Here is a 19,502-nt window from a genome sequence, read left to right as displayed (position 1 = left end):
GGGTGGGGAGGTAGCCGTGGGATTTCATGGTGTGGTGTCTGCGGCATAGTGCCCAGATGTTGGCACCGGTGGTGGTTCCGCCATGGTCGTAAGGGTGTTGGTGGTCGAGGTCTGCTCGTTCGGCGGGGGTGGTACAGCCAGGGGTTTGGCATACTCCGTCTCTGAAGATCACCGCATCGCGGAGCCGGTCGGGGGCAAACCGACCGGTGTAGACCACCCTGAGGATGTCGTGATCGGCCTCCCGGGTATTCTTCCTCGCTTCGGCGGAGTACCACTGGTGCTCTGCTAATTGGTCGGTGGCTAGTTTGCGGGCCTGTGCGGCAGGGATCACCCAGGATCGGTCTGCCCCGGTGGCTGGCTGGTTGGTGTCACCGGTGAGGGTGGTCTCGGGGATCAGTACGCAGATCTTCGCCTCTACCGTTGCCCCGTAGGTGATGCCGGTACGCAGCCAGGCTGAGAGCAGATCTGCTTCCTTCTGCGCCAGAGTCCGATCATCACTAGTGGGATGATCACCGAGGGGCTGATCGCCAGTGGGGTGAGACTCAGAGCCGGTGTCCTGGGACTCGCCGGTGTCCTCGGTGTCGACCCCGGCCCCGGCATCAGCATCATGAGTGCCGGTAGTTGGTTGGTAGCCTTCTTCGGTGTCTGCCGGTTGGGGCTGGTGCATCGAACGGGCTGCGGTGCTGAGTCGTTTCTCGATGACCGCTGCTTCTGTGGTGGGGATCAGTGCTTCGAGGAAGCTGAGTCCTTCGGAGAGGTGTTCGATGCGCACATACCGGCGTGCGGCGGCGGCTTGGCAGCGTTGGTCGTAGGCTTCTGTGTCGAGTTCTGGGATTCGGCGGGTCAGCCAGTGTTTGAGCTCGGTGGGGGTCTTCTCCGGGGCGATCTGGGCGACATCGGCATCGAGGATTTCTAGCTGGTGGCGCTCTGTGATCGCGGTGGCGGCTTCTGCGATTCGGCGTATCCGGGGAAGATCGATCACACCGGTGTGGAAGCTCTGCCAAGTCATGGGCAACTCATCGCGGATAAATCCTGCGGCGTTGAGGATGATCACCGCGGTGCGGTCGCCCAGCCCCAGTAGTTGGGCGGCGTGATGGATGGCGGCTTTATCGGCAGCAGCACGAGCAAACAGGTGCTCTCCAGCCACCTGGTGCTGGATCCGGGCCCGGTAGTCCAGCAGTCTGCCCAGCACCCGGGCTTCGGCGCACCGGGCGATCACCTGGTCCTCCCAGGCAGCAGCCAGCTCCGGGGCACCGGCCAGATGCCCCAGATGCTCCAGTAACCGCTGCGGGGACCGCGGCTGGGAGACCACCACCGGATCCGGCCGCGGCGACACCGATACCGGCGGCTGCGGTACCGGTACCGGTACCGGGGATAGTGGATCACAGGCTCCGTTCTTCATGTCTTCCACGCTACAACCACCCCCGGAGACGCCCCCGGACCCTCGAACCACACCCGCTACCCGGAGGCGGCCCGCCACAGATGCATCGCGGCATAGGAGCGCCACGGCGCCCACCGCTGCGCCACGTTCTCCAGCTGACGGTGAGCGGACGCGGCGGAGGCCTCATCACTGATCAACCCGAGCCTGCGGGCACCGGCGATCAGGGCGACATCGCCAGTCATCCAGTCATCAGGGTGCCCCAAAACCCGTAGTGCCAGGTAGGAGACGGTCCACCGCCCAATCCCCGGCAGCGCGATGAGCTGTGCACGCATCTGCTCAGGATGGACCCCAGGGTGGACGCTCAGGCCCCCCTCTGTCAGGGCCTGCGCCGCGGTGCGCACCGTGCGGATTGACCGTCTGGCCAGCCTCAGCGGCCGTTCAGGGTCCAAGGAACCCTCCGCAGGGGGCTCGGGGACACCGGCCTGAATGTCTTCCGGGGTGGGAAACAGCGTGTTCAGCCCGGGGAAAGACGGCTCTGCCGGGGCCCCCACAAGCGCCACCAACCGGCTCAGATGGGTACGTGCTGCCTTCACGGAGATCTGTTGGCCCACCACCGCGCGGATAACGTACTCCTCCGCCTCGGCCGTACCCACCACACGTGTGCCCGGCACCTGCGACACCAAAGGACCGAGCACAGGATCCGCGCCCAGGACCTCATCGATGGCCGTGGGATCAGCATCGAGGTCGAACATCCGGCGCACTCTGGCAAGAACGACGCCGGCATCGGCCAATGAGACCACCTGGCACCTCATCGACAGCCGCCACTGGGAACGGCCCTCGAGCACAGCGGTGACCTCCACTGCCCCGGGTCCGTGGGGCAGGCGCAAGGTGCGGGCGTAGCGCAGACGGCCGGCCCCAAGATGCGCTGACTCCACTCCCGGCAGAGCACGCTCGGCTAAGAACCCAAACACCCCTGGTGCGTCAAAGGGCATGCGCACCGGCAGCATCAGATTCAGGCGCAGACCGGACCCGTTGCCGCCTGACGATGGAGCCCCTACGCCCACTGTGCTGCGAATGTCGGTGGGTGTGGCGGCGTAGACCTCTCTCATGGTGTCGTTGAACTGCCGGACTGAGCCGAAACCGGCACCGAAAGCCACGTCTGCGACCTTCAGATCCGTGCTGAGCAGCAGATTTCTGGCGATCTGAGCTCGATGTGCGCGTGCCAGAGCCGCAGGGCCGGCACCCAGTTCAGCGACCAGGGTGCGGTGGATGTGCCTGCTGGTATATCCCAGCTGGCGGCTCAGCGCCTCAACGTCACCGTGGTTGAGCGCGCCTTCACGGATCAGGCGCATCGCCCGTCCTGCCAGATCCTGACGCAGATCCCATTCCGGGCTTCCCGGAGAGGCCTCAGGCAGACAGCGTTTGCATGCCCGGTAACCGGCCTCATGCGCGGCCGCGGAGGTGGAGAAGAACCGCACATTGGAGGCTTTGGGTGTGATTGCGGGGCAGGACGGGCGGCAGTAGATCCCGGTGGAGGAGACAGCGGTGAAGAACTGGCCGTCGAAACGCCGATCGCGAGACTCCACCGCGCGGTACCGTTGAGAAAACTGCTGCTCAGGGGTCATGGAGCCCATTCCACACGGTGACACCAGTGACTGTCTAGCGGAAATCGGACATGGGAACGGTATGGTATCTCTGATGCTTCTTCCAGGTTGTGCCGACCTGACCTGGAGTTTTAGATGTTTAGGCTCAGGTATGAGCACAGAGAGCTACGGCCGCGACGAGACAGCCCGGAATCCCAACCTGGACCCCGATCCGGCTCAGACCCCTGATCCGGATGTCGGCGCAGCCGACGGTGCGGACATAGAACCGGGCCAGACTCCCCCGGAGTCCAACTCGGCCACCGCCACTCCCCCTGCGCCCCCGCCGTCGCGCCCGCCGAAGAGCAATGTGGTGATAACGGTGGTGACCATCGCCGTGGTGCTGGTGGTGCTGCTGGTGTTCATCGGCTACATCGCCGGGATCCTCGGCTAGCCCCGCCTGTTCTTGATACGCATCGCCCGCTGAGCCTCACGAGCGTCCTGCTTCTCCCGCAGCGTGTGCCGCTTGTCGAACTCGCGCTTGCCCTTGGCAATGCCGATCTCCACCTTGGCGCGGCCGTCTTTGAAGTAGAGGCTCAGCGGCACAATGGTCAGCCCCGGATCCTCGATCTGCCGGGAGATCTTGATCAGCTCCTTGCCGTGGAGCAGCAGTTTCCGCTTACGGCGCGTGGTGTGGTTGTTCCAGGTCCCATTGAGGTACTCCGGAATATGCACCTGCTCCAGCCAGAGCTCGCCGCGGCTGTCGAAGGCGGCGAATCCATCCACCAGTGAGGCCTGCCCCTCACGCAGGGACTTGACCTCGGTGCCGGTGAGCACCAGTCCGGCCTCATAGGAGTCGAGGATGGTGTAGTCGTGCCGGGCGCGCCGGTTCAGGGCAATGGTGTGGTTCTTGGGGTCTTTGACCGCAGCACCTTTCTTCTTCGCCACCACGCACCTCCTGACACATTACGACGACGCCGGCAAAGTCGGCTTCACACTATACCCTCAGGTACTTGCGCACTGTCACCCAGGAGGAGAGCCCGGCCAGAATCATCGCCACCAGTACCAGTGCCGGCATCACTATCCAGGACTCGGCGGCGGTGATGAACACGATGCCGGCCACCTGCTCAGACAGCCACTGCCCCATGAGGAACTCTGCGATGACCCACGTCGCCGCGCAGGCCAGCAGGGAGCCGACCAGTGCGGCGATGATCCCTTCGAAGATGAAGGGGGTGCGGATCATGGACTTCGACGCCCCCACCATGCGCATGATCGAGGTTTCCCGGCGTCTGCTGAACGCCGAAAGCCTGAGAGTCGTCGAGACCAGCAGCACCGTGCACACGATCATCACGGCCGCAATGATCAGTGCGACCACGGTCAGGCCGTTGAGGATGCCGAAGATCTGGTCCAGCACCTCCTGCTGGTCCGCTACATTCTCCACGCCGGGCACACCGGCGAAGAGCTCGTTGACGATTCCGAAGTCCTGGGGGTCCACCAGAAGCAGCCGGAAGGACTCCGGCATATCCTCGGCGCTCACGTTGGCCGCCCGCACACTGTCCTCGCGCGCTGCCTGGAAGTTTTCCAGGGCCTGTTCCTGCGTCTCGTGCCGGAAGGAGGAGACGTACTGGCTGGCGGCCCCGGTGGTCAGCATCTCTTCGACGTCGGCCCGTTGGGTCTGCGTGATCGCACCGGTGGGGCAGGCGGCCTCGGCGGAGGAGTCGGTGCACAGGAAGACCGAGATCTCCAAGCGGTCGTAGAAGTCCTCGGTCATCTGGTTGACCTGCAGCTGCATCAACGCCGCAGCACCGACGAAGGTCAGAGAGATGAAGGTCACCAGCACCACAGAGGCCACCATCGCCACGTTCTTGCGCAGGGAGCTGAGCATCTCGCCCAGCTGGTACACCAGCTGGCTCATCGTTTCCTCCCCCCGAAGAGCCCATTGCGTCTGGAGGCACGGACCTGCTCGGCAGTTCGCTGAGCATCGGCGTAGGTGTTCTCTGCCGCTGAAGCGCGCGGGCGAGGCACCGGCGGCGGCGCGGGCGGTCCCTGTGATGACTCTGCGGTCTCATCCGCAGTCTCCACATCCGCGGTGGCGTCCTCTTCGAACTCCGGAAGCGCGGCGGCGTCGACCCCTGCCGGGGGCTCCTCCGGTTCGGCGGCGTCGTCGTGCCGATCATCCTCCGGGAAGGAGACCTGATACTCACGAACTCTCAGCCCGGGATCCTCTGGGATGTCCTGGTCAGGGTCGGCCGTCTGCACCGGTTGGGTCAGCATCGGCATCGGGTCAGAGGCGCGCAGTCCGGTCTCCTCCTGGGCGGCGGCGAGGATCTGCCAGGCCTCGGAGCCCTCGGGCGGGTCATAGGACCCGTTCTTCTGGTCACGGACCAGCCTGCCGGTGTGCAGCTGGACTACGCGGCGGCCCATCCGGTCCACGATGGCGCGGTCGTGGGTGGCCATGACCACAGTGGTGCCGGAGGTGTTGATCCAGCGCAGGATCTTCATCACCTCCTCGGAGGCGCGGGGGTCTAAGTTGCCGGTGGGCTCATCGGCCAGCACGATGGCCGGCTGGTTGACGATCGCCCGGGCAATGGCGGCCCGCTGCTGCTCGCCGCCGGAGATCTCATGCGGATAGCGCCGGGCCAGGTGGTCCAGCTGGACGCGTTCGAGGGTCTTGAGCACCTGTTTCTTGATCTGGCCGCGGGATGCGCCGATGACGCGCATGGCGAAGGCCACGTTCTCGTAGACGGTTTTGTCCGGCAGCAGCCGGAAGTCCTGGAAGACCATGCCGATGCTGCGCCGGTAGTGCGGGACCCGGCGTTCGAGCATCAGCACCAGGTTCTGACCGGCCACGGTGACTTTGCCCTTCTGGGGCAGGCCCTCACGCAGGATCATCCGCAGCAGGGTGGATTTCCCGGAGCCGGAGGCTCCGATGAGGAAGACGAAGTCGCCGCGGTGGAACTCTACGGAGACATCCTCCAAGGCGGGCTTGCCGCCGGGGGCGTAGGTCCGGGTGACGTGTTCAAAGCGGATCATGTTCCTTGGGCCCGCCAGCGGATGCCGGCCTCGATGAATCCGTCGAGGTCGCCGTCGAGCACAGGTGAGGCGTTGCCGACCTCATAGCCGGTGCGCAGGTCCTTGACCATCTGGAATGGATGCAGCACGTAGGAGCGCATCTGGTCGCCCCAGCTGGCTTTGACGTCTCCCTTGAGCTCGTTCTCCTGAGCCTTCTCCTCCTCCTTCTTCTTCAGCAGCAGACGGGACTCCAGCACACGCATCGCAGCGGCACGGTTCTGGATCTGAGACTTCTCGTTCTGCATGGAGACCACGATGCCGGTGGGCATATGGGTGATCCGCACCGCGGAGTCGGTGGTGTTCACCGACTGGCCGCCGGGCCCGGAGGAGCGGAAGACGTCGATCTTCAGGTCATTCTCGTCGATGTCGATGGACTCGGTGCCCTCCAGCAGCGGGATGACCTCCACGGCGGCGAAGCCGGTCTGGCGCCGCCCCTGGTTGTCGAACGGGGAGATCCGGACCAGCCGGTGCGTGCCGGACTCCACCGAGAGTGTGCCGTAGGCGTAAGGGGCTCTGACCTCGAAGGTCGCCGATTTGATGCCGGCCTCCTCCGCGTAGGAGGTGTCGAGGATCTTGACGTCCCACTCCCGGCGCTCGGCCCACCGGGTGTACATGCGCAGCAGCATCTCGGCGAAGTCGGCGGCGTCAACTCCCCCGGCTCCGGAGCGGATGGTGACCACGGCGTCGTGCTCGTCGTACTCCCCGGACATCAGGGTAACGATCTCCAGGGACTCCAGGGCTTTGCGGATGCTGGCCAGCTCGGAGACGGTCTCGGCGAGGACGTCGTCGTCGTTCTCCTCCTGGGCCATCTGGACCATGACCTCGGCGTCGTCGATCCGCGATTCCAGGGACTTGATGCGTTTGAGCTGGGCCTGCTTGTGGCTCAGCTGGGAGTTCACCTTCTGGGCGTTCTCCTGGTTGTCCCACAGGTGGGGGTCGGCGGCCTGCTGCTCGAGGTCAGAGACCTCGGCGGCCAGGGCATCGACGTCAATGACGTCAGTGATGCGCCGCAGGGTGTCGCGGGCTTCGGCGAGCTCGGCGGGAAAGTCTGTTTCTGCCATAACGTCTCTACAGTACCGGCAGCGCCGGAATGCGTCGCTCAGGCAGGGCCCAGCGGCGGGTGTGCCCGGCAGGCGAGCCCCTTGTTAGGGTCAACGCTGTGATGGATGGAGCAGCAATAGCACAACGCCTGGAGCTGATGGTGGATGCCGCCTGGACCTGGGTGGGCATCCCCGTTCTGGTGCTGGTGGGGATCTATCTGATCATCCGCACCAGGGCCGTCCAGATTCGCCACATTCCAGACATGCTGCGTTCGATCACCCAGAAGTCGCAGAAGGACGACGACGGCAACAGCCGGTCACTGTCGGCGTTCCAGACCTTCATGGTGGCCGAGTCCGCCCGGATGGGCACCGGCAACATCGCCGGGGTGGCCGGAGCCATCTCCATAGGCGGCCCCGGTGCCATCTTCTGGATGTGGGTGATGGGGGTGTTCAACGCTGCGGCCGGGTTCATCGAATCAACGCTTGCTCAGGTGTATAAGACCCGCCGCGGAGACACGTTCAAAGGCGGTCCCGCCTACTACATCCAGTACGGCTTGGGCTCACGCCGGGTAGGTGTGGCTTTCGCCCTGGTCTTTGTGGTCTGCTTCGCCCTGGCCTTCACCTCTTTGCACGCGAACACCATTGTCGACTCCGTCCAGGCCGCGGTCACCTCCGCCACCGGTGAGGAGGCTGAACGCCAGTGGCTGAGCTGGTCAGTGGCGCTGGGCATCACCGGGCTGACCGCGGTGGTCATCTTCGGCGGTGTGCGGCGGGTGGCCACAGTCGCCACCGGACTGGTGCCGATCATGGCCGGGGCCTACATCGTGATGGGGCTGCTGGTGATCGGTCTGAACATCACCGAGCTTCCACAGGTCCTGCAGCTGATCGTCGGCGAGGCCTTCAACCTCCAGGCTGCGGTAGGAGGAGGCTTCGGCGCCGTCGTTCTCGCCGGGGTCCAGCGCGGAATGTTCTCCAATGAGGCCGGGATGGGCTCGGTGCCCAATGTGGCCGCCACAGCAGATGTCAGCCATCCGGCCAAGCAGGGGCTGGTCCAAACCCTGGGTGTCTATGTGGACACCTTGATCCTCAGCTCCATCACCGCCATGATCATTCTGCTGACCTTCACCGGCCCCGCCGCCTACGCCGATGACGCCAATGTCGGGGCGGAGCTGACCCAGATGGCGCTGGAGGAGACCTTCGGGCTCACCGGGGTGATGATCCTGGCCGTGGTGGTCTTCCTCCTGGCCTTCACCGGGGTGCTGGGCAATTATTCCTACGGTGAGGCCAATGTGCTGTTCATCGCCGATTCCGAGAGCGCCCGGAAGTTCTTCGCCATGGGCATCACCACAGTGGTGTTCATCGGCTCACTGGCTGCGGTGGAACTGGTGTGGGCGATCGCTGCGGCCACCATGCTGATCATCGCGGTGTTCAACCTAGTGGTGATCAGCCTGCTCTCCGGCAAGGCGCTGCAGGTGCTCGCGCACTACGACCAGCAGAAACGCCGGGGCCTCTCCCCCGTGCTGGTGGACACCGATCTGCCCGGGGTGAAGAACATGCAGTCCTGGAGGAGACAGGATGTCGCAGAGTTCTTGGCCGAGCGGGAACGGGAGCACATTGGTACACTCCGCCCCAAGGGGACGATAGAGACATGACTGACCGCGAGGACCTTCAAGCCAGCGAGCGCGAGCTTCAACACCGCTGGCACCAGGCTCATATCGAGCGGTTCGAGGCCGACACTGAGTACGGCAGTGTCGACTGGCGCGCGCAGAACATCACTCCACACGCGGAGGAAGCTCGCCCGTTGCTTGAGACTCTGCGCCGAACTCGCGATCTCAGCAGCTTTCAAACAGCAACCGACCGTTGGGTAAGGAGCTTCTCGTCTGGTTACAGCGGCACAGCCGGGCAGATGATCATCAATCAAATCACTAAGCTCTCGCCTGACCCTGACAATGCTGTCACGGTCTTGCTTGATGCACTGTCGACGCCGTTAGACCTCGAAGATGCCGTACGTAAGATCCGAATTCTCGCCGAGCACCTTGAACACATTCGTGTGGGTTCCCACCCCAGCCCCAAGCGTGCGCCGTTCGTGGCGTCATACTACTGGAGTCTGGATGACCCGCGCGCCTGGCCAGTGGCGTGGCCCAAGTCGACAGATTATCTGGACTACTGCGCTGGCGTATTGGACTATGATGATCAGGGTGACCGTTATGCTGAGCTGTACGAATTTGCGACACAACTTGATGGTGATCCGCTTAGGTTCGAGCAGGTAGCCGCATGGTGGGCCGACACCCGGCCTGTCGTCGTCAACGAGGTTCTCTGCGACCGTGCAGCTCTGCGTGAGGGAGCGAAGAAACGTGGTGACGCCCCTGAGCGCTACCTCGGCAACGCCCGTGTGCTGGTGGGTGTGGCTAAACATATTGGTTCGGCCCTCGAATCTGAGGTCTCCGAGGCCGCTGGTCGTACGCTGAAAGCTCACACGCCAGCCCTGAAGTGGGACGGGGTCTGGCCCCGTGGTGATCTCTGGGTTGATTGGCGAGTCCCCGGAAGTCATGGCCTTGCCGTCCGCATGTGGCTCAATAGTCGGGGGATCGCGATCGGTCTACGCCCCTATCCCAGCGGGCAGGCGGGAGCTACCGAGCGAGCGCTAGAACTGATTAAGTCTCACCAATTGCCGGGTTACCAGGTCCTCGCCGGCGGTGGGTCCCGAGTGGGTAAGGACGTGGGTTTCATCGGTGGAGGCTCAGGTGTGGTGGTCTATGCGCGCTGGATGGACCGTGACGCCCTATCCTCTATGGACCTCACCTCGGAGGTGCTCAAGAGCGCAGGCGACGTAGCACCTCTGATTGCTGAGCTCAATGGCGAGACTGCGGCCGGCCAGGAAGATGACGGCTTGAAAGGCATAGTGGTCGAATTCAAGGAAGCGACGGGGTATCCGACTCCTGGTCACGAACAGGACAAAGCTGATCGTAAGGACTTCGCGAAGCTTCTTGACCCTGAGGAGTTGGAGGTGGTCGATCCAGCTGACCTCCGCCGCATCTGGAACACGGGCCGCTACGGCGGCACCGGACCGATGTCGGTCCTCAATACCAGCATCCGGGACGCGGATGAGGCCGAATACCAACGGATCATCAAGACCTTCGAGTACCTCTGCTGGGGCGAGGATCCAGCGGCGGTCCGCATTGACCGTGTCCTCGAAGATCAGGATCTCAGGGTGTAAGGGGTTCGGCGAGTCGGTGATCATGAAGATGCTCGCCATCAGCCATCCGGACCAGTTCGTCACGGTGTATCCGTACTCTGGGCCGAAGGGGAAGCTGCGGATGCTCAAGCTCCTGGACCTCGCAGCTCCTACCGCCTCCTCACGCGGCGAAGTCCAGGTCGCGTCGAACGACTCCCTGCGTAAGCACCTTGACCGCTACTTCCCGGGTGACCCGCTGGGAATCGGAACCTTCCTCTACTGGTACGCCCAGCGGGATGAGGAACCAGAGAACGACCTGGAGACCGATCCACTCGAAGAGCTGGCCGAGGAACTCCTTGTCGATAGGGCTTTCCTCGACGACATCGTGGCGCTGCTGGAGGACAAGAAACAGGTTGTCTTCTACGGTCCACCCGGAACAGGAAAAACCTACTTCGCCCGAAAACTCGCGGAGGCTCTGGTGCCCGATGCCGAGCGTCGTCCGGTCGTTCAGTTCCACCCGTCCACCTCATATGAGGATTTCTTCGAAGGATACCGGCCCGAGACCGACGCCGATGGCGTCATGACCTACCGCCTTCAAAAAGGTCCCCTGGCGGAGCTGGCAGCTCGCGCCAGTGACGCCCCCGGGCGACTCCATATGATGATCATCGACGAGATCAACCGGGCCAACCTACCGAAAGTCCTCGGTGAGATGCTGTTCCTCTTCGAGTACAGAGACACCCCAGTGCGTACCCTCTACCGTCCCGATGATCCCTTTGAGCTGTCCAAGGACATCTGGTTCATCGGCACGATGAACACAGCTGATCGTTCGATCGCGCTGATCGACGCAGCTCTTCGGCGCCGATTCCACTTCATCCCGTTCTTTCCGAACCACGGCCCCCTGGCCGGACTCCTCGACCGATGGCTCGAACGTGAGGGGGAGCCCGCATGGGTGGGTGAGCTGGTGGCTCAGGTGAACGATGAGCTGGAAAAGGCCCTGGGCGGCCCTCATCTGCAGCTAGGCCCCAGTCATTTCATGAAGCGCGACCTCAACCGCGAGGCACTTCGGCGGATCTGGGAATACAATATTGAACCTTTCGTTGAGGATCAGTTCTTCGGCGACGCCTCACGCATCGAAGAGTTCAGGTTCTCGCAGGTCTGGAACCGCTTCAGCGCCCTGGCCAGCGAGTCGATCAGCGAAGAGCTCTCCGGCGACGAGCCCGAAGACTGACTCCGTGCCAGTCCTCTACGAGTACGAATCCATAGACCTGGATCTGACACGGAGCCAAGCTGAGGCCCTTCAGCGAACAGGCTTCACCGACGTCGCTCCTGGCCTCGGCAATCGGTGGCGGGTGACGGCGTCGTCGTATGTGGGATCACTCGTGGTGGATGGGGTTGAACTGCTGATCCGCCCGAAGATCAGCCCGGAGAATCTCTTCCTCCTGCTGGAGCCCGGTCTGCCACCGGATGCCTGGAGACAAGAGGCTTTCGACTACGGTGTTTCCTCCGATCTCCTGCCGTCGGTGATCGCCTTCTTTGCCAGAACCGTCGAAACCACGCTCGGCCGTGGCGTCCTGCGTTCCTATCAGGCGCACCGGGAGCCCCTGGTCGCCCTGCGTGGTCGAATGGATGTGGTCGGGCAGTTCAAGCGCGCAGGCGTATTGGCCCCAGTGGCCTGCACCTACGATGACTTCACCGAGGACATCGTTGAGAACAGAGTACTCCGAGCTGCCATCCGGTTGGCTCTGCGGGTTCCGCATGTGGATTCAAGCGAGCGTCAGCGGCTTATGCGTCAGCTGGTGGCGTTAGAGGGTGTTGCCGAGACAGCCGTTCGCCCCGAAACTGTCGATTCTATCCAGTTCACCCGACTGAACCAGCATTACGCGCCTGCAGTAGGTCTTGCCCGCCTCCTGCTCGCGAACCTCACCCTGACCGATGTCGGCATCGTCATTCATGGTGGACATGAACGACCTTTTCCAACGGTTCGTGACCGAGAGACTCCGCCGAGCCTTGCGGAGCCGACTCGAGGTTATCGATGAACCCACTGTGCATTTAGGTGTGGGGCGGCAAGTGTCGATGCAGCCGGACCTCGTGTTCAGAGAACCTGGCGGCAGGTCGGTCTACGTCGGGGATGTGAAGTACAAGCTGGCCACAACCGCTCGCGCACGCAGCAGCGACTACTATCAGCTGTTGGCCTACACCACCGCGATGGATCTTCCCGAAGGAATGCTGATCTACTGCCGGGGGCAGAACGACACTGACCATCGGGCCGTGACGGTGAGGCATGCTGGGAAGAAGCTCGTGGTCCGGTCGATTGACCTGACCGGACCACCGGAGCAAGTTGAGCAGGAGATGGAGGTGCTGGCCGAGGCGATCAGCGGCTAATGGCGATCCTGGCGTGGGACTCTGCGGTGATCTCCACGCTGGCCGGCAGCACCCAGCGGATCCCCGGCAACTCGGCCCGGGCGCCCAGCTCCACCGAGATTGTCTCTCCGCCCGGGGATACCCAGGTATCGACCACCTCCAGTCCGGTGTGCCGGGTGTGGGCTCCGGCATCGGTCAGGTAGTCTTCGGCGGCAGCCCGGATCTGATCCTGAGTCAGCTGCGGGGTGCCTGGCACCGGTTGGGCGGACACCACGGCAGCGGAGGCCGCGGCGTCGGCCTCGGAGAGCAGCTGCCGGGCCTGGACGTTGACAGCGGTGGCGCCGATGATGACTGCGGCGAGCACCAGCAGGATCGAGACCATGCCCAGGATCAGCACCGTGGTCTGGCCGGACTCCCCGTCCGAGTCCCGTCTTCCCCTTCGCAGCATGGTCATTCGCCCCTGACCGCCGACGACGACGCCGAGACACTCACCAGGCTGTGCTCCCAGCCGCCGAACTCCGGAATCAACGGCAGCGGGACCCGGATCTCGATCTCGTAGCTGACCAGATCACCGGGCTGTTCGCAGTCAGTGCTGCATGTTCTGGTGACCGTGGCCTGGTCCGTCTCGAGGCCGAAGTCTGCCAGTGCAGCATCGACTGCGGCTTCGCTGCGTTCTGCTCTGAGCTGCGGTGACGCCTCGGATCCGGCATACACCCTAGCCGCCTGGTCGGCTGCCCCGGCAGCGGCGTAGGTGGCGGCTTGGACCTGGGAGACGGCCAGCAGGAACCACACCGTGGGGATCAGCAGCATCACCGCCAGGGCGAGGAACTCCACCACCGCCGACCCCTGCTCGCTGCGTTGACCCGCCGCCGGGACCAACTCAGTACTCATAGGCGCTTCCGGTGACCTCGAGCTCTCCGAACCCAGGACCCACCACCAGTACCGGGACCTGGGCGCGCACACTGATGCGCAGGGTCCGCCCCTCCGAGGTCTCGAGGTACTCATAGCTGATCTCCTCTGCATAGCGGGAGGAGATCGAGCCGGTGATCAGCTGCTGAGTGCGGGCCGCGCCGTCGTCTGCTGTCCGGTCGGCCAGCGCCCCGAAACGCGCTCCGGTGGAGGCGGCGTCGATGAGGGTGTTGCGGACATGGATCATACCGGCGACCTGCACAGCCGCTACGAACAGCAGAGCCAGCAGAGCCGAGACCATGGTGAACTCGGCGGTCGCTGATCCCTGCTCCCCGGTCGCCCTGTTGTCAGCAGTGGTCACGACGGGGTGACCTGGTTGATCGCCTCCTGGAACAGTTCCTCGAAGGCTCCTTGGGCCAGGATCAGCAGTCCGGCCACCAGAACGGCAGACATTAGTGTGATCATCACCCAGCCCGGCACATCCGCCCGCTCCTCACGGTGGATCTCTGCAAGAATACGGCGACTTCTCTCTGTTACGCGATGCATGATTTCTCCCTTTCGTTGTGTGTGGTTCACAGTCCTATCTGCAGCAGTGCGAGGCCGGGGAAGGCGGCGAAAATAATGGTCAGCGGAAGAATCCCGAAGATCACCGGAGCGAGCATGGCGACCTCCTTGCGGCCGGCAGCCTCCATCAGCTCCCGTTTGGTGAGATCACGAGCGTCGGCAGCCTGGGCGTGCATGACATCGGCCAAGGGAGTCCCGCGCTCAACAGCGACGATCACTCCTTCTAGAAACCTCACCACAGCAGGCACTTCGATCTCACGGCTGAGGCTGCGCAGCGCTTTGCTGAAAGTCATTCCTGAACGAACCCTGCTCATCAGCAACGCCAGCTCCCCGGCGAGCTCTCCCCGGCAGCTGCGGCTGATCCGGTGGAAGGCGGCTGGCGCGGTCTCCCCTGCGCTGACGGCCAGAGCAAGCAGCTCGGCGACCGTAGGGAATTCAGCCAGCATGCGCTGTCTGCGCTTATTGATTCGGGCGCTCAACCACTGGACTCTGGCTGCGGCTGCCAACGCCGCAGAAGCAGTGACGATGAACACCGCCGCCAACAGATTGAAGCGGCCGGCAGCGATGGCCACAGCGTTAAGACCTACGCCCACCAAGGCCCCGACTGCTGCCCAACCCAGCTGCTGAAACCGGAAATCAGCTGGGGTCAGCGCCAGATTCGCCTGCCGAAGGCGGTGGCTGAGCGATTCATTGCTCGGCATCAGCCCTACTCGCCGGAACATCTCGGAGGCACTGTGCACGGCGGGAGAAAACAGCTGGACCGCTGAGGTCGCAGACACCGAGCGCGTCACTGCTGGGGCTGCCTGGGGCACTGCGGATCTCAGATAGGGTGCCACCCGGTCAGCCAGGCGTGGGCGATTCCGGACCGGGAGGCCTGCGATCAGAAGCAGGATACCTACGCCGGCGGCCAGGCCGGCGACGGCTGCCCAGAGAGAGAATACGCTCATACCAGCACACGCTCCTCGGCCGGAAGGGCTCCGATGCGCAGCATCAGCTGATAGCACACGACAGAGACGGCCAGGCCGGCAGCGAGCACCACCATGCCGGTTGCCGTGCGATAAGCTTCAGCCGCCTCCGGGCGGGCGGAGAGCAGCAGCACAACAGCCCAGGGGCCTGCCACCGCCAGCTTCGCTCCGGTGATCGTCCAACTTTGCCGTGCTTCGAGCTCGCTGCGGGTCCGGGCGTTCTCCCGCAGCACATCAGCCAAGGTGTCCAACAGCCTGCCGAGGTCGGTTCCGCCGAGCTCACGGGTCATGCGCAGCGCCAGCACGATCCGGTCGCCGACCGGATCAGCGAGCCTGACCTTCAACCGCTCGAGGGCGGAGTCCATCGGGACCGAGGCTCGCCAATCACGGCCGAACTCTGCGAACGGCTCACGCAGCGGCTGTGGCCCAGAGTGCGCGAGTTCGATCAGCCCCTCAGGCAGTGAGAGCCCTGATCGCACCGCGGAGCGGAGATGGTCGACGACGTCAGGCCACACTGCAGCCAACTGTTTTCTGCGCCGGATCAGCTGCCAGCGCAGCATCCCCCAGGGCAGGAGGCCGGCGAATACGGCGAAGCATGAAGCCACCGGAACAGCGGTGGTGAGGGTGAAGACCAGGACAAAAGCTGTCACCGCACAGACAGCTGTGCCGATGACCAACGCCGAAAGGGGCATATTGTGGTGACCGGCTTCATCCACCAGGCGTCGAATTCGCCTCGTGACGCCCGCCAACGGCCTTATCGGCACCTTCTTCCGGGGCGCAAACGAGCTGAGCACCAGCAGCAGACCGACCCCCAGGGTCAGCCCAAGGACGGTCGCTTGCATCGGCACCGGGAGACTCATGCCGGAATACCGTTGAGCTTGTGGTGTTCGAAGACTGCCTCCTGACGTCGCCTGAGGGCATGGTCGTCGTGTGAGAAGATCGTGGTGGTCTCGATGTTGCCGGACTCCACCCGGCTGCCCACACCCAGGATCTCGGCAACATGCCTGCCACCCTGCGGTGTGCGTACACAGTGGATCACCAGATCGAGACAAGCCGCCACGGTCGGCAGGATGAAATGTGATGTGATGTTCTCACCGGCAAGAAGAGGCAGGGTGCAGATCTTGGTCAGCGCGTCCTGGGCTGAGTTGGCATGCAAGCTTGTCATCCCCGGCATTCCACTGTTGAGAGCAATCAACATATCAAGGCTCTCGGCTTCACGGACCTCGCCGACGATGAGCCGGTCCGGGCGCATCCGCAGAGCCTCTTTGACCAGCCGGCGCAGCGGAATCTCACCTTGTCCTTCCAAATTGGGCTGACGGCACTGCAGACTCGCCACATCCCGTAACGGGACATCGAGCTCGAAGATCTCCTCCACAGTCACCACCCGCTCCCTGGGGCCTATGGCCGAGGTGAGCGCATTGAGCATTGTGGTCTTCGCCACAATTCCACCTATATTTCCTCTCCCGGATTCGGGCTCTGACCTGGGGATTCACCAGAAAACGAACCTCACCTACAACCCAGGTTGCGGGAGTGTAGGACACCCCGCTACCCGCCCTGGAGCATTTCTTTTTCGATGTGATCCCCTGGCGGGGCTTTGCGTTGTCAGGGGGCCTGGGTGAGGCGTTGTAGTGCTGCAAGGTGCTGGGCGTAGGCGGTACGTCCGCGATCGGTGAGAGACACCCAGGTTCGGGGACGCCCTGGTCCGCGGGATGTGCCCAGGGTCTGCGAGATGTAGTCAGCGTCAGCGAGGCGGCGCAGGTGCTTGCTAAGTGCCGAGTCGCTGATCCCGGCGGCTGCTTTGAGCGTCTGCGCCTCGACCGCTGTGGTTGCCGCGAGGGCCGCGCAGATGCGCAACCGAGCGATCTCATGGATCAGGGGATCGAGACCATCGCCGGTCGGCTCGTCGGTCACGATGCGGCGCTTCGGAGCTGCTCGCGGAGCAGGCCGTCGTAGGTGCGCCCGACAGCAACGGTGCCGACTGCTACGAGGGCGGCGATCGCCCAGGCGGTCCACTCGATGCCGAGTCGATTGCTCAGGACGAAACCGGCGGCGAAACTGACGATGAGGACACAGACATAGACGGCGAGCAGTGACCGCCCGCGCTGGCCCCCGTCGGGGGCAGCGGCCCCATAGAGGTCGATACCCGATAGACGCCGGTAGATGCGCCCTAACGTGATGATGCCGAGCGCAGGCACCGGCATGAGGAACATCGCGGGTCGACCGAGCACACCGCCGAGCTGGAGTATGAGAAGACCGAGCAGCAGGCCGAGGACCGGGTGGTACCACCACGGCGTGTAGAGGCGGTCGGCGAGCCGCCGGCGCGCGGCGATCACCTCGTCGAGTGCGTCGCCCTCCCCCGAGTTTTTGTCCATAAAGGAAAGTATTCCTGTTTCTTTCCTCTTAGTCAAAAAATGGTGTGAGTATGGCCGGTCATCCGGCCCTAAACCGCCAGAGTCGGCGACCGGGCGGTGGGCTGCTGATAGGTTGAGTCCGCACGAACAAGCCGATCAAGACGCGACTACTTTTGCTGCCCTACGGGGTCTCTTTCTCGGTGTAGTAGCAAATGGTTGCGACGCTGTGCGCTAGTCAACGTCACTGAACGTGATTTAACGTTTTCCAGATCAACACGACTGGTACTTCTGAAGGCTCAACCACCTGATTCTCGTAGGTCCAGCACATGAAAGACCTTGTCCAAACGCTGGGCCTCCGCCGGGGCAACGAAACCGGGCAGGCGGCCATACTCCTTGAACCCTTCCGAGAGGTAAAGGTGCTCTGCGGCGTGATTGTCACCGCGGAAATCCAGGGTGAGCTGCTCGATTCCGGCCACCAGCGCCTGTTCGATGAGTTCGCGTAGCAGACGGCGTCCGAGTCCTGTTCCTGCGAAGGACCGGCCGATGGCCATTTTCTCCAAGTCTGCATGCGGTCTGTGGGTGGGACGTTGGTAGCGACGCCAGTAACCGAAACCCGCGACCTGGTGATCCACCGTTGCGATGACAGCACACGCCTCGCCTACAGGTGAGGCGGACAGGGACTCGACGAGTTCTGCGACTTCGGAGAATGAGGGAGGCACTGTCCAACCTAACGCAGCTCCTTCACGGACCAGCTCCGCGAACATCCCTGTCAAAGACTTTGCGAGAGCTTCGGGAGGGGAAGCCTCGGTCATCACTCGCAGCTCAACCATGGGCTTGAGTATAGGAAGTTCGACATCGGCCCTCCCGATATCCTCTGGGACATCGCAGGTGCAACCATCTAGTCCCAAGTTGAGGCGGGCTGACTGTGACGTTGGCCGTTTGGAATCCCCTGAAACTGGTGGCTGGCTATCGTCACGGAGCCACGTGACTATTGGACCGACTACGATCTCGGCGAGCAGCTGGTATCCGTTGGCGCCCGGGTGGTATCCGTCGCCGTTGCGCACTTCCTTTCTCCATGTTTCGTCGGCAACGGTGGCACGGAATGTGTCGATGAAGGGGATATTGTGAGCTTCCGCGGTGGCACGAAGCAGCCCGGTGAGGTGCTCTAGGCGGGCGTTCTGGGCATCGTCATCGACCGCTGGTGGCCCGACCATGAGCAACGGTAACGGTGCAATGGCCTGGTGGATGTTGATCAGTGCCGTGACTGACTCGTGTGCCTCGACTCGCGTCCGGCCGAGTTCCCCTACTGTGTCGTTGACGCCGAAGGACACGACTACGCGCGGCGCTTCAGTGTTGGTCAGACGAGGTTCGATCTCGGTAGGTAGACGGCGGGAGATCTGCACGGAGGTCTCCCTGCGAACACCAAGGCTGTAGGCGGTGAGTCGTAGACCTCGGGCGATTGCTTGTGTGGCGACACGTCCGACCCACCCGAGTCCTGTGGGATCTCCGGTGCCGGCGACGAACGAGTCACCGACGAAGCACACACGCACATCCGGCCCCAACCCTGGAACGCTTTCGAGGGAACCTTGACCAGCCGGGTACTCCTGTGGCGACTTATACGGGAATGTCACAGATTCGCTCTCCTCAGGATTTCGAACAGCGCCAGGCTCGACGTTGCCGTGTACAGGCCGAATAGCATCACCGGTCATAGTCATGTCCTACTGGGCTTTCTGCGCGTATGGTGCCGAGATCGGTTCGGGGCGCCGAGCCGGTGCTGGCTGGGGGTTCTCGGTGGCCCCGGCGTTGGGCCGCCGCACCGGCGAGGACGACCAGGACGATGCCGAAGCATTGGACTATCGTGGGCATCTGCGAGAGCACCACCAGCCCCAGCAGCAGGGCGACGGCTGGCTCTATAGCCATCAGAGTCCCAAAGGCTGTGGTGGTCATTCTCCGCAGTGCGGCAAGTTCCAGTACGAACAGAAGCACCGGGGCCAGAAGCGCAAGACCCAGAGCGATCGCCACCACGGTCAGGTCAATGTTGCCGGCGGCTTGGGGCACCCCGATGGTGGCGGCGGTGATGGCTGCCACCGGCAGGGTGATGGAG

22 protein-coding genes and 1 pseudogene are annotated in these 19,502 nt (G+C 63.5%); 6 read left to right on the top strand and 17 right to left on the bottom strand.

Annotated features, from left to right (window positions below; all coding sequences use genetic code 11):
• Together DVO78_RS07955 and DVO78_RS07950 are read right to left on the bottom strand one after the other, a co-directional pair.
• Positions 1-1,402: HNH endonuclease signature motif containing protein (locus DVO78_RS07955; protein ID WP_157983934.1), on the bottom strand; the 1,402-nt coding region annotated here is incomplete at its 3' end.
• Positions 1,403-1,458: 56 nt separating this feature from the next.
• Positions 1,459-3,006: an AlkA N-terminal domain-containing protein gene (locus DVO78_RS07950; RefSeq protein WP_120004285.1), complete on the bottom strand. Its 1,548-nt coding sequence runs from the start codon at positions 3,004-3,006 to the stop codon at positions 1,459-1,461.
• Between the two features lie 130 nt (positions 3,007-3,136).
• Between DVO78_RS07950 and DVO78_RS07945 the strand changes: the two genes are divergently transcribed.
• Entirely contained in the window at positions 3,137-3,415 is a 279-nt protein-coding gene (locus DVO78_RS07945; RefSeq protein ID WP_120004284.1) for a DUF6480 family protein, read from the top strand.
• Here the strand turns inward: DVO78_RS07945 and smpB are convergent.
• Genes smpB through prfB form a run of 4 tightly spaced genes read right to left on the bottom strand, consistent with a single transcriptional unit; the run spans position 3,412 to position 7,094 of the window.
• The gene (smpB, locus tag DVO78_RS07940) at positions 3,412-3,912 is read right to left on the bottom strand and encodes an SsrA-binding protein SmpB (RefSeq protein WP_120004283.1); all 501 of its coding nucleotides are present in this window, start codon (positions 3,910-3,912) and stop codon (positions 3,412-3,414) included. The two genes, DVO78_RS07945 and smpB, sit on opposite strands and share 4 nt — an antisense overlap.
• A 46-nt stretch (positions 3,913-3,958) precedes the next feature.
• Positions 3,959-4,876 (bottom strand): permease-like cell division protein FtsX, encoded by a 918-nt coding sequence (ftsX, locus tag DVO78_RS07935; protein WP_120004282.1) that lies wholly within the window; start codon positions 4,874-4,876, stop codon positions 3,959-3,961.
• Positions 4,873-5,994 (bottom strand): cell division ATP-binding protein FtsE, encoded by a 1,122-nt coding sequence (ftsE, locus tag DVO78_RS07930; RefSeq protein ID WP_120004281.1) that lies wholly within the window; start codon positions 5,992-5,994, stop codon positions 4,873-4,875. The genes ftsX and ftsE overlap by 4 nt, the downstream gene beginning before the upstream one ends.
• Positions 5,991-7,094, bottom strand: a complete 1,104-nt coding sequence (gene prfB, locus DVO78_RS07925) for a peptide chain release factor 2 (RefSeq protein WP_120004280.1) — start codon at positions 7,092-7,094, stop codon at positions 5,991-5,993. The genes ftsE and prfB overlap by 4 nt, the downstream gene beginning before the upstream one ends.
• 101 nt (positions 7,095-7,195) lie before the next feature.
• Here prfB and DVO78_RS07920 point away from each other — a divergent pair, with 101 nt between their 5' ends.
• The 5 genes from DVO78_RS07920 to DVO78_RS18155 are packed head-to-tail and all read left to right on the top strand — an operon-like array spanning position 7,196 to position 12,630.
• Positions 7,196-8,725 (top strand): alanine/glycine:cation symporter family protein, encoded by a 1,530-nt coding sequence (locus DVO78_RS07920; RefSeq protein ID WP_120004279.1) that lies wholly within the window; start codon positions 7,196-7,198, stop codon positions 8,723-8,725.
• Positions 8,722-10,290, top strand: coding sequence for a hypothetical protein (locus DVO78_RS07915; protein ID WP_120004278.1), 1,569 nt, complete (start codon positions 8,722-8,724; stop codon positions 10,288-10,290). Before DVO78_RS07920 ends, DVO78_RS07915 begins: the two co-directional genes overlap by 4 nt.
• Positions 10,259-11,476, top strand: a complete 1,218-nt coding sequence (locus tag DVO78_RS07910; RefSeq protein ID WP_157983933.1) for an McrB family protein — start codon at positions 10,259-10,261, stop codon at positions 11,474-11,476. The genes DVO78_RS07915 and DVO78_RS07910 overlap by 32 nt, the downstream gene beginning before the upstream one ends.
• Before the next feature lie 4 nt (positions 11,477-11,480).
• Entirely contained in the window at positions 11,481-12,284 is an 804-nt protein-coding gene (locus tag DVO78_RS18160) for an McrC family protein (RefSeq protein ID WP_157983932.1), read from the top strand.
• A complete protein-coding gene (locus DVO78_RS18155; protein WP_120004275.1) occupies positions 12,181-12,630 on the top strand; it encodes a 5-methylcytosine restriction system specificity protein McrC in 450 nt (149 codons plus the stop codon). Before DVO78_RS18160 ends, DVO78_RS18155 begins: the two co-directional genes overlap by 104 nt.
• Here DVO78_RS18155 and DVO78_RS07895 read toward each other — a convergent pair.
• The 11 genes and pseudogenes from DVO78_RS07895 to DVO78_RS07840 all read right to left on the bottom strand — a co-directional run.
• Positions 12,620-13,063 (bottom strand): hypothetical protein, encoded by a 444-nt coding sequence (locus tag DVO78_RS07895; RefSeq protein ID WP_157983930.1) that lies wholly within the window; start codon positions 13,061-13,063, stop codon positions 12,620-12,622. The genes DVO78_RS18155 and DVO78_RS07895 overlap by 11 nt on opposite strands.
• Positions 13,060-13,500 carry a hypothetical protein gene (locus DVO78_RS07890; protein WP_157983929.1) on the bottom strand — a complete coding sequence of 147 codons (441 nt, stop codon included), beginning with the start codon at positions 13,498-13,500 and terminating at the stop codon, positions 13,060-13,062. The genes DVO78_RS07895 and DVO78_RS07890 overlap by 4 nt, the downstream gene beginning before the upstream one ends.
• Entirely contained in the window at positions 13,490-13,879 is a 390-nt protein-coding gene (locus tag DVO78_RS07885) for a TadE/TadG family type IV pilus assembly protein (RefSeq protein ID WP_238385197.1), read from the bottom strand. Before DVO78_RS07885 ends, DVO78_RS07890 begins: the two co-directional genes overlap by 11 nt.
• Positions 13,876-14,064, bottom strand: coding sequence for a hypothetical protein (locus tag DVO78_RS07880; protein WP_120004272.1), 189 nt, complete (start codon positions 14,062-14,064; stop codon positions 13,876-13,878). Before DVO78_RS07880 ends, DVO78_RS07885 begins: the two co-directional genes overlap by 4 nt.
• Before the next feature lie 26 nt (positions 14,065-14,090).
• Positions 14,091-15,029 carry a type II secretion system F family protein gene (locus DVO78_RS07875; RefSeq protein WP_120004271.1) on the bottom strand — a complete coding sequence of 313 codons (939 nt, stop codon included), beginning with the start codon at positions 15,027-15,029 and terminating at the stop codon, positions 14,091-14,093.
• The gene (locus DVO78_RS07870; RefSeq protein ID WP_120004270.1) at positions 15,026-15,889 is read right to left on the bottom strand and encodes a type II secretion system F family protein; all 864 of its coding nucleotides are present in this window, start codon (positions 15,887-15,889) and stop codon (positions 15,026-15,028) included. Before DVO78_RS07870 ends, DVO78_RS07875 begins: the two co-directional genes overlap by 4 nt.
• A gap of 14 nt (positions 15,890-15,903) precedes the next feature.
• Positions 15,904-16,482, bottom strand: a pseudogene (locus DVO78_RS07865) (ATPase, T2SS/T4P/T4SS family); the annotation flags it as partial.
• A gap of 167 nt (positions 16,483-16,649) precedes the next feature.
• Positions 16,650-16,958, bottom strand: a complete 309-nt coding sequence (locus tag DVO78_RS07860; RefSeq protein ID WP_120004268.1) for a transcriptional regulator — start codon at positions 16,956-16,958, stop codon at positions 16,650-16,652.
• A complete protein-coding gene (locus tag DVO78_RS07855; RefSeq protein WP_120004267.1) occupies positions 16,955-17,419 on the bottom strand; it encodes a hypothetical protein in 465 nt (154 codons plus the stop codon). The genes DVO78_RS07860 and DVO78_RS07855 overlap by 4 nt, the downstream gene beginning before the upstream one ends.
• 275 nt (positions 17,420-17,694) lie before the next feature.
• Positions 17,695-19,029 carry a GNAT family N-acetyltransferase gene (locus DVO78_RS17740; protein ID WP_202912131.1) on the bottom strand — a complete coding sequence of 445 codons (1,335 nt, stop codon included), beginning with the start codon at positions 19,027-19,029 and terminating at the stop codon, positions 17,695-17,697.
• A gap of 67 nt (positions 19,030-19,096) precedes the next feature.
• Positions 19,097-19,502: EamA family transporter (locus tag DVO78_RS07840; protein WP_157983928.1), on the bottom strand; the 406-nt coding region annotated here is incomplete at its 5' end.

The organism is Nesterenkonia muleiensis (assembly GCF_003600155.1).
In the GTDB taxonomy this organism is placed as follows: domain Bacteria; phylum Actinomycetota; class Actinomycetes; order Actinomycetales; family Micrococcaceae; genus Nesterenkonia; species Nesterenkonia muleiensis.
The sequence above is the reverse complement of the archived record's forward strand: the minus strand, read 5'-3'. Positions and strand labels throughout refer to the sequence as shown.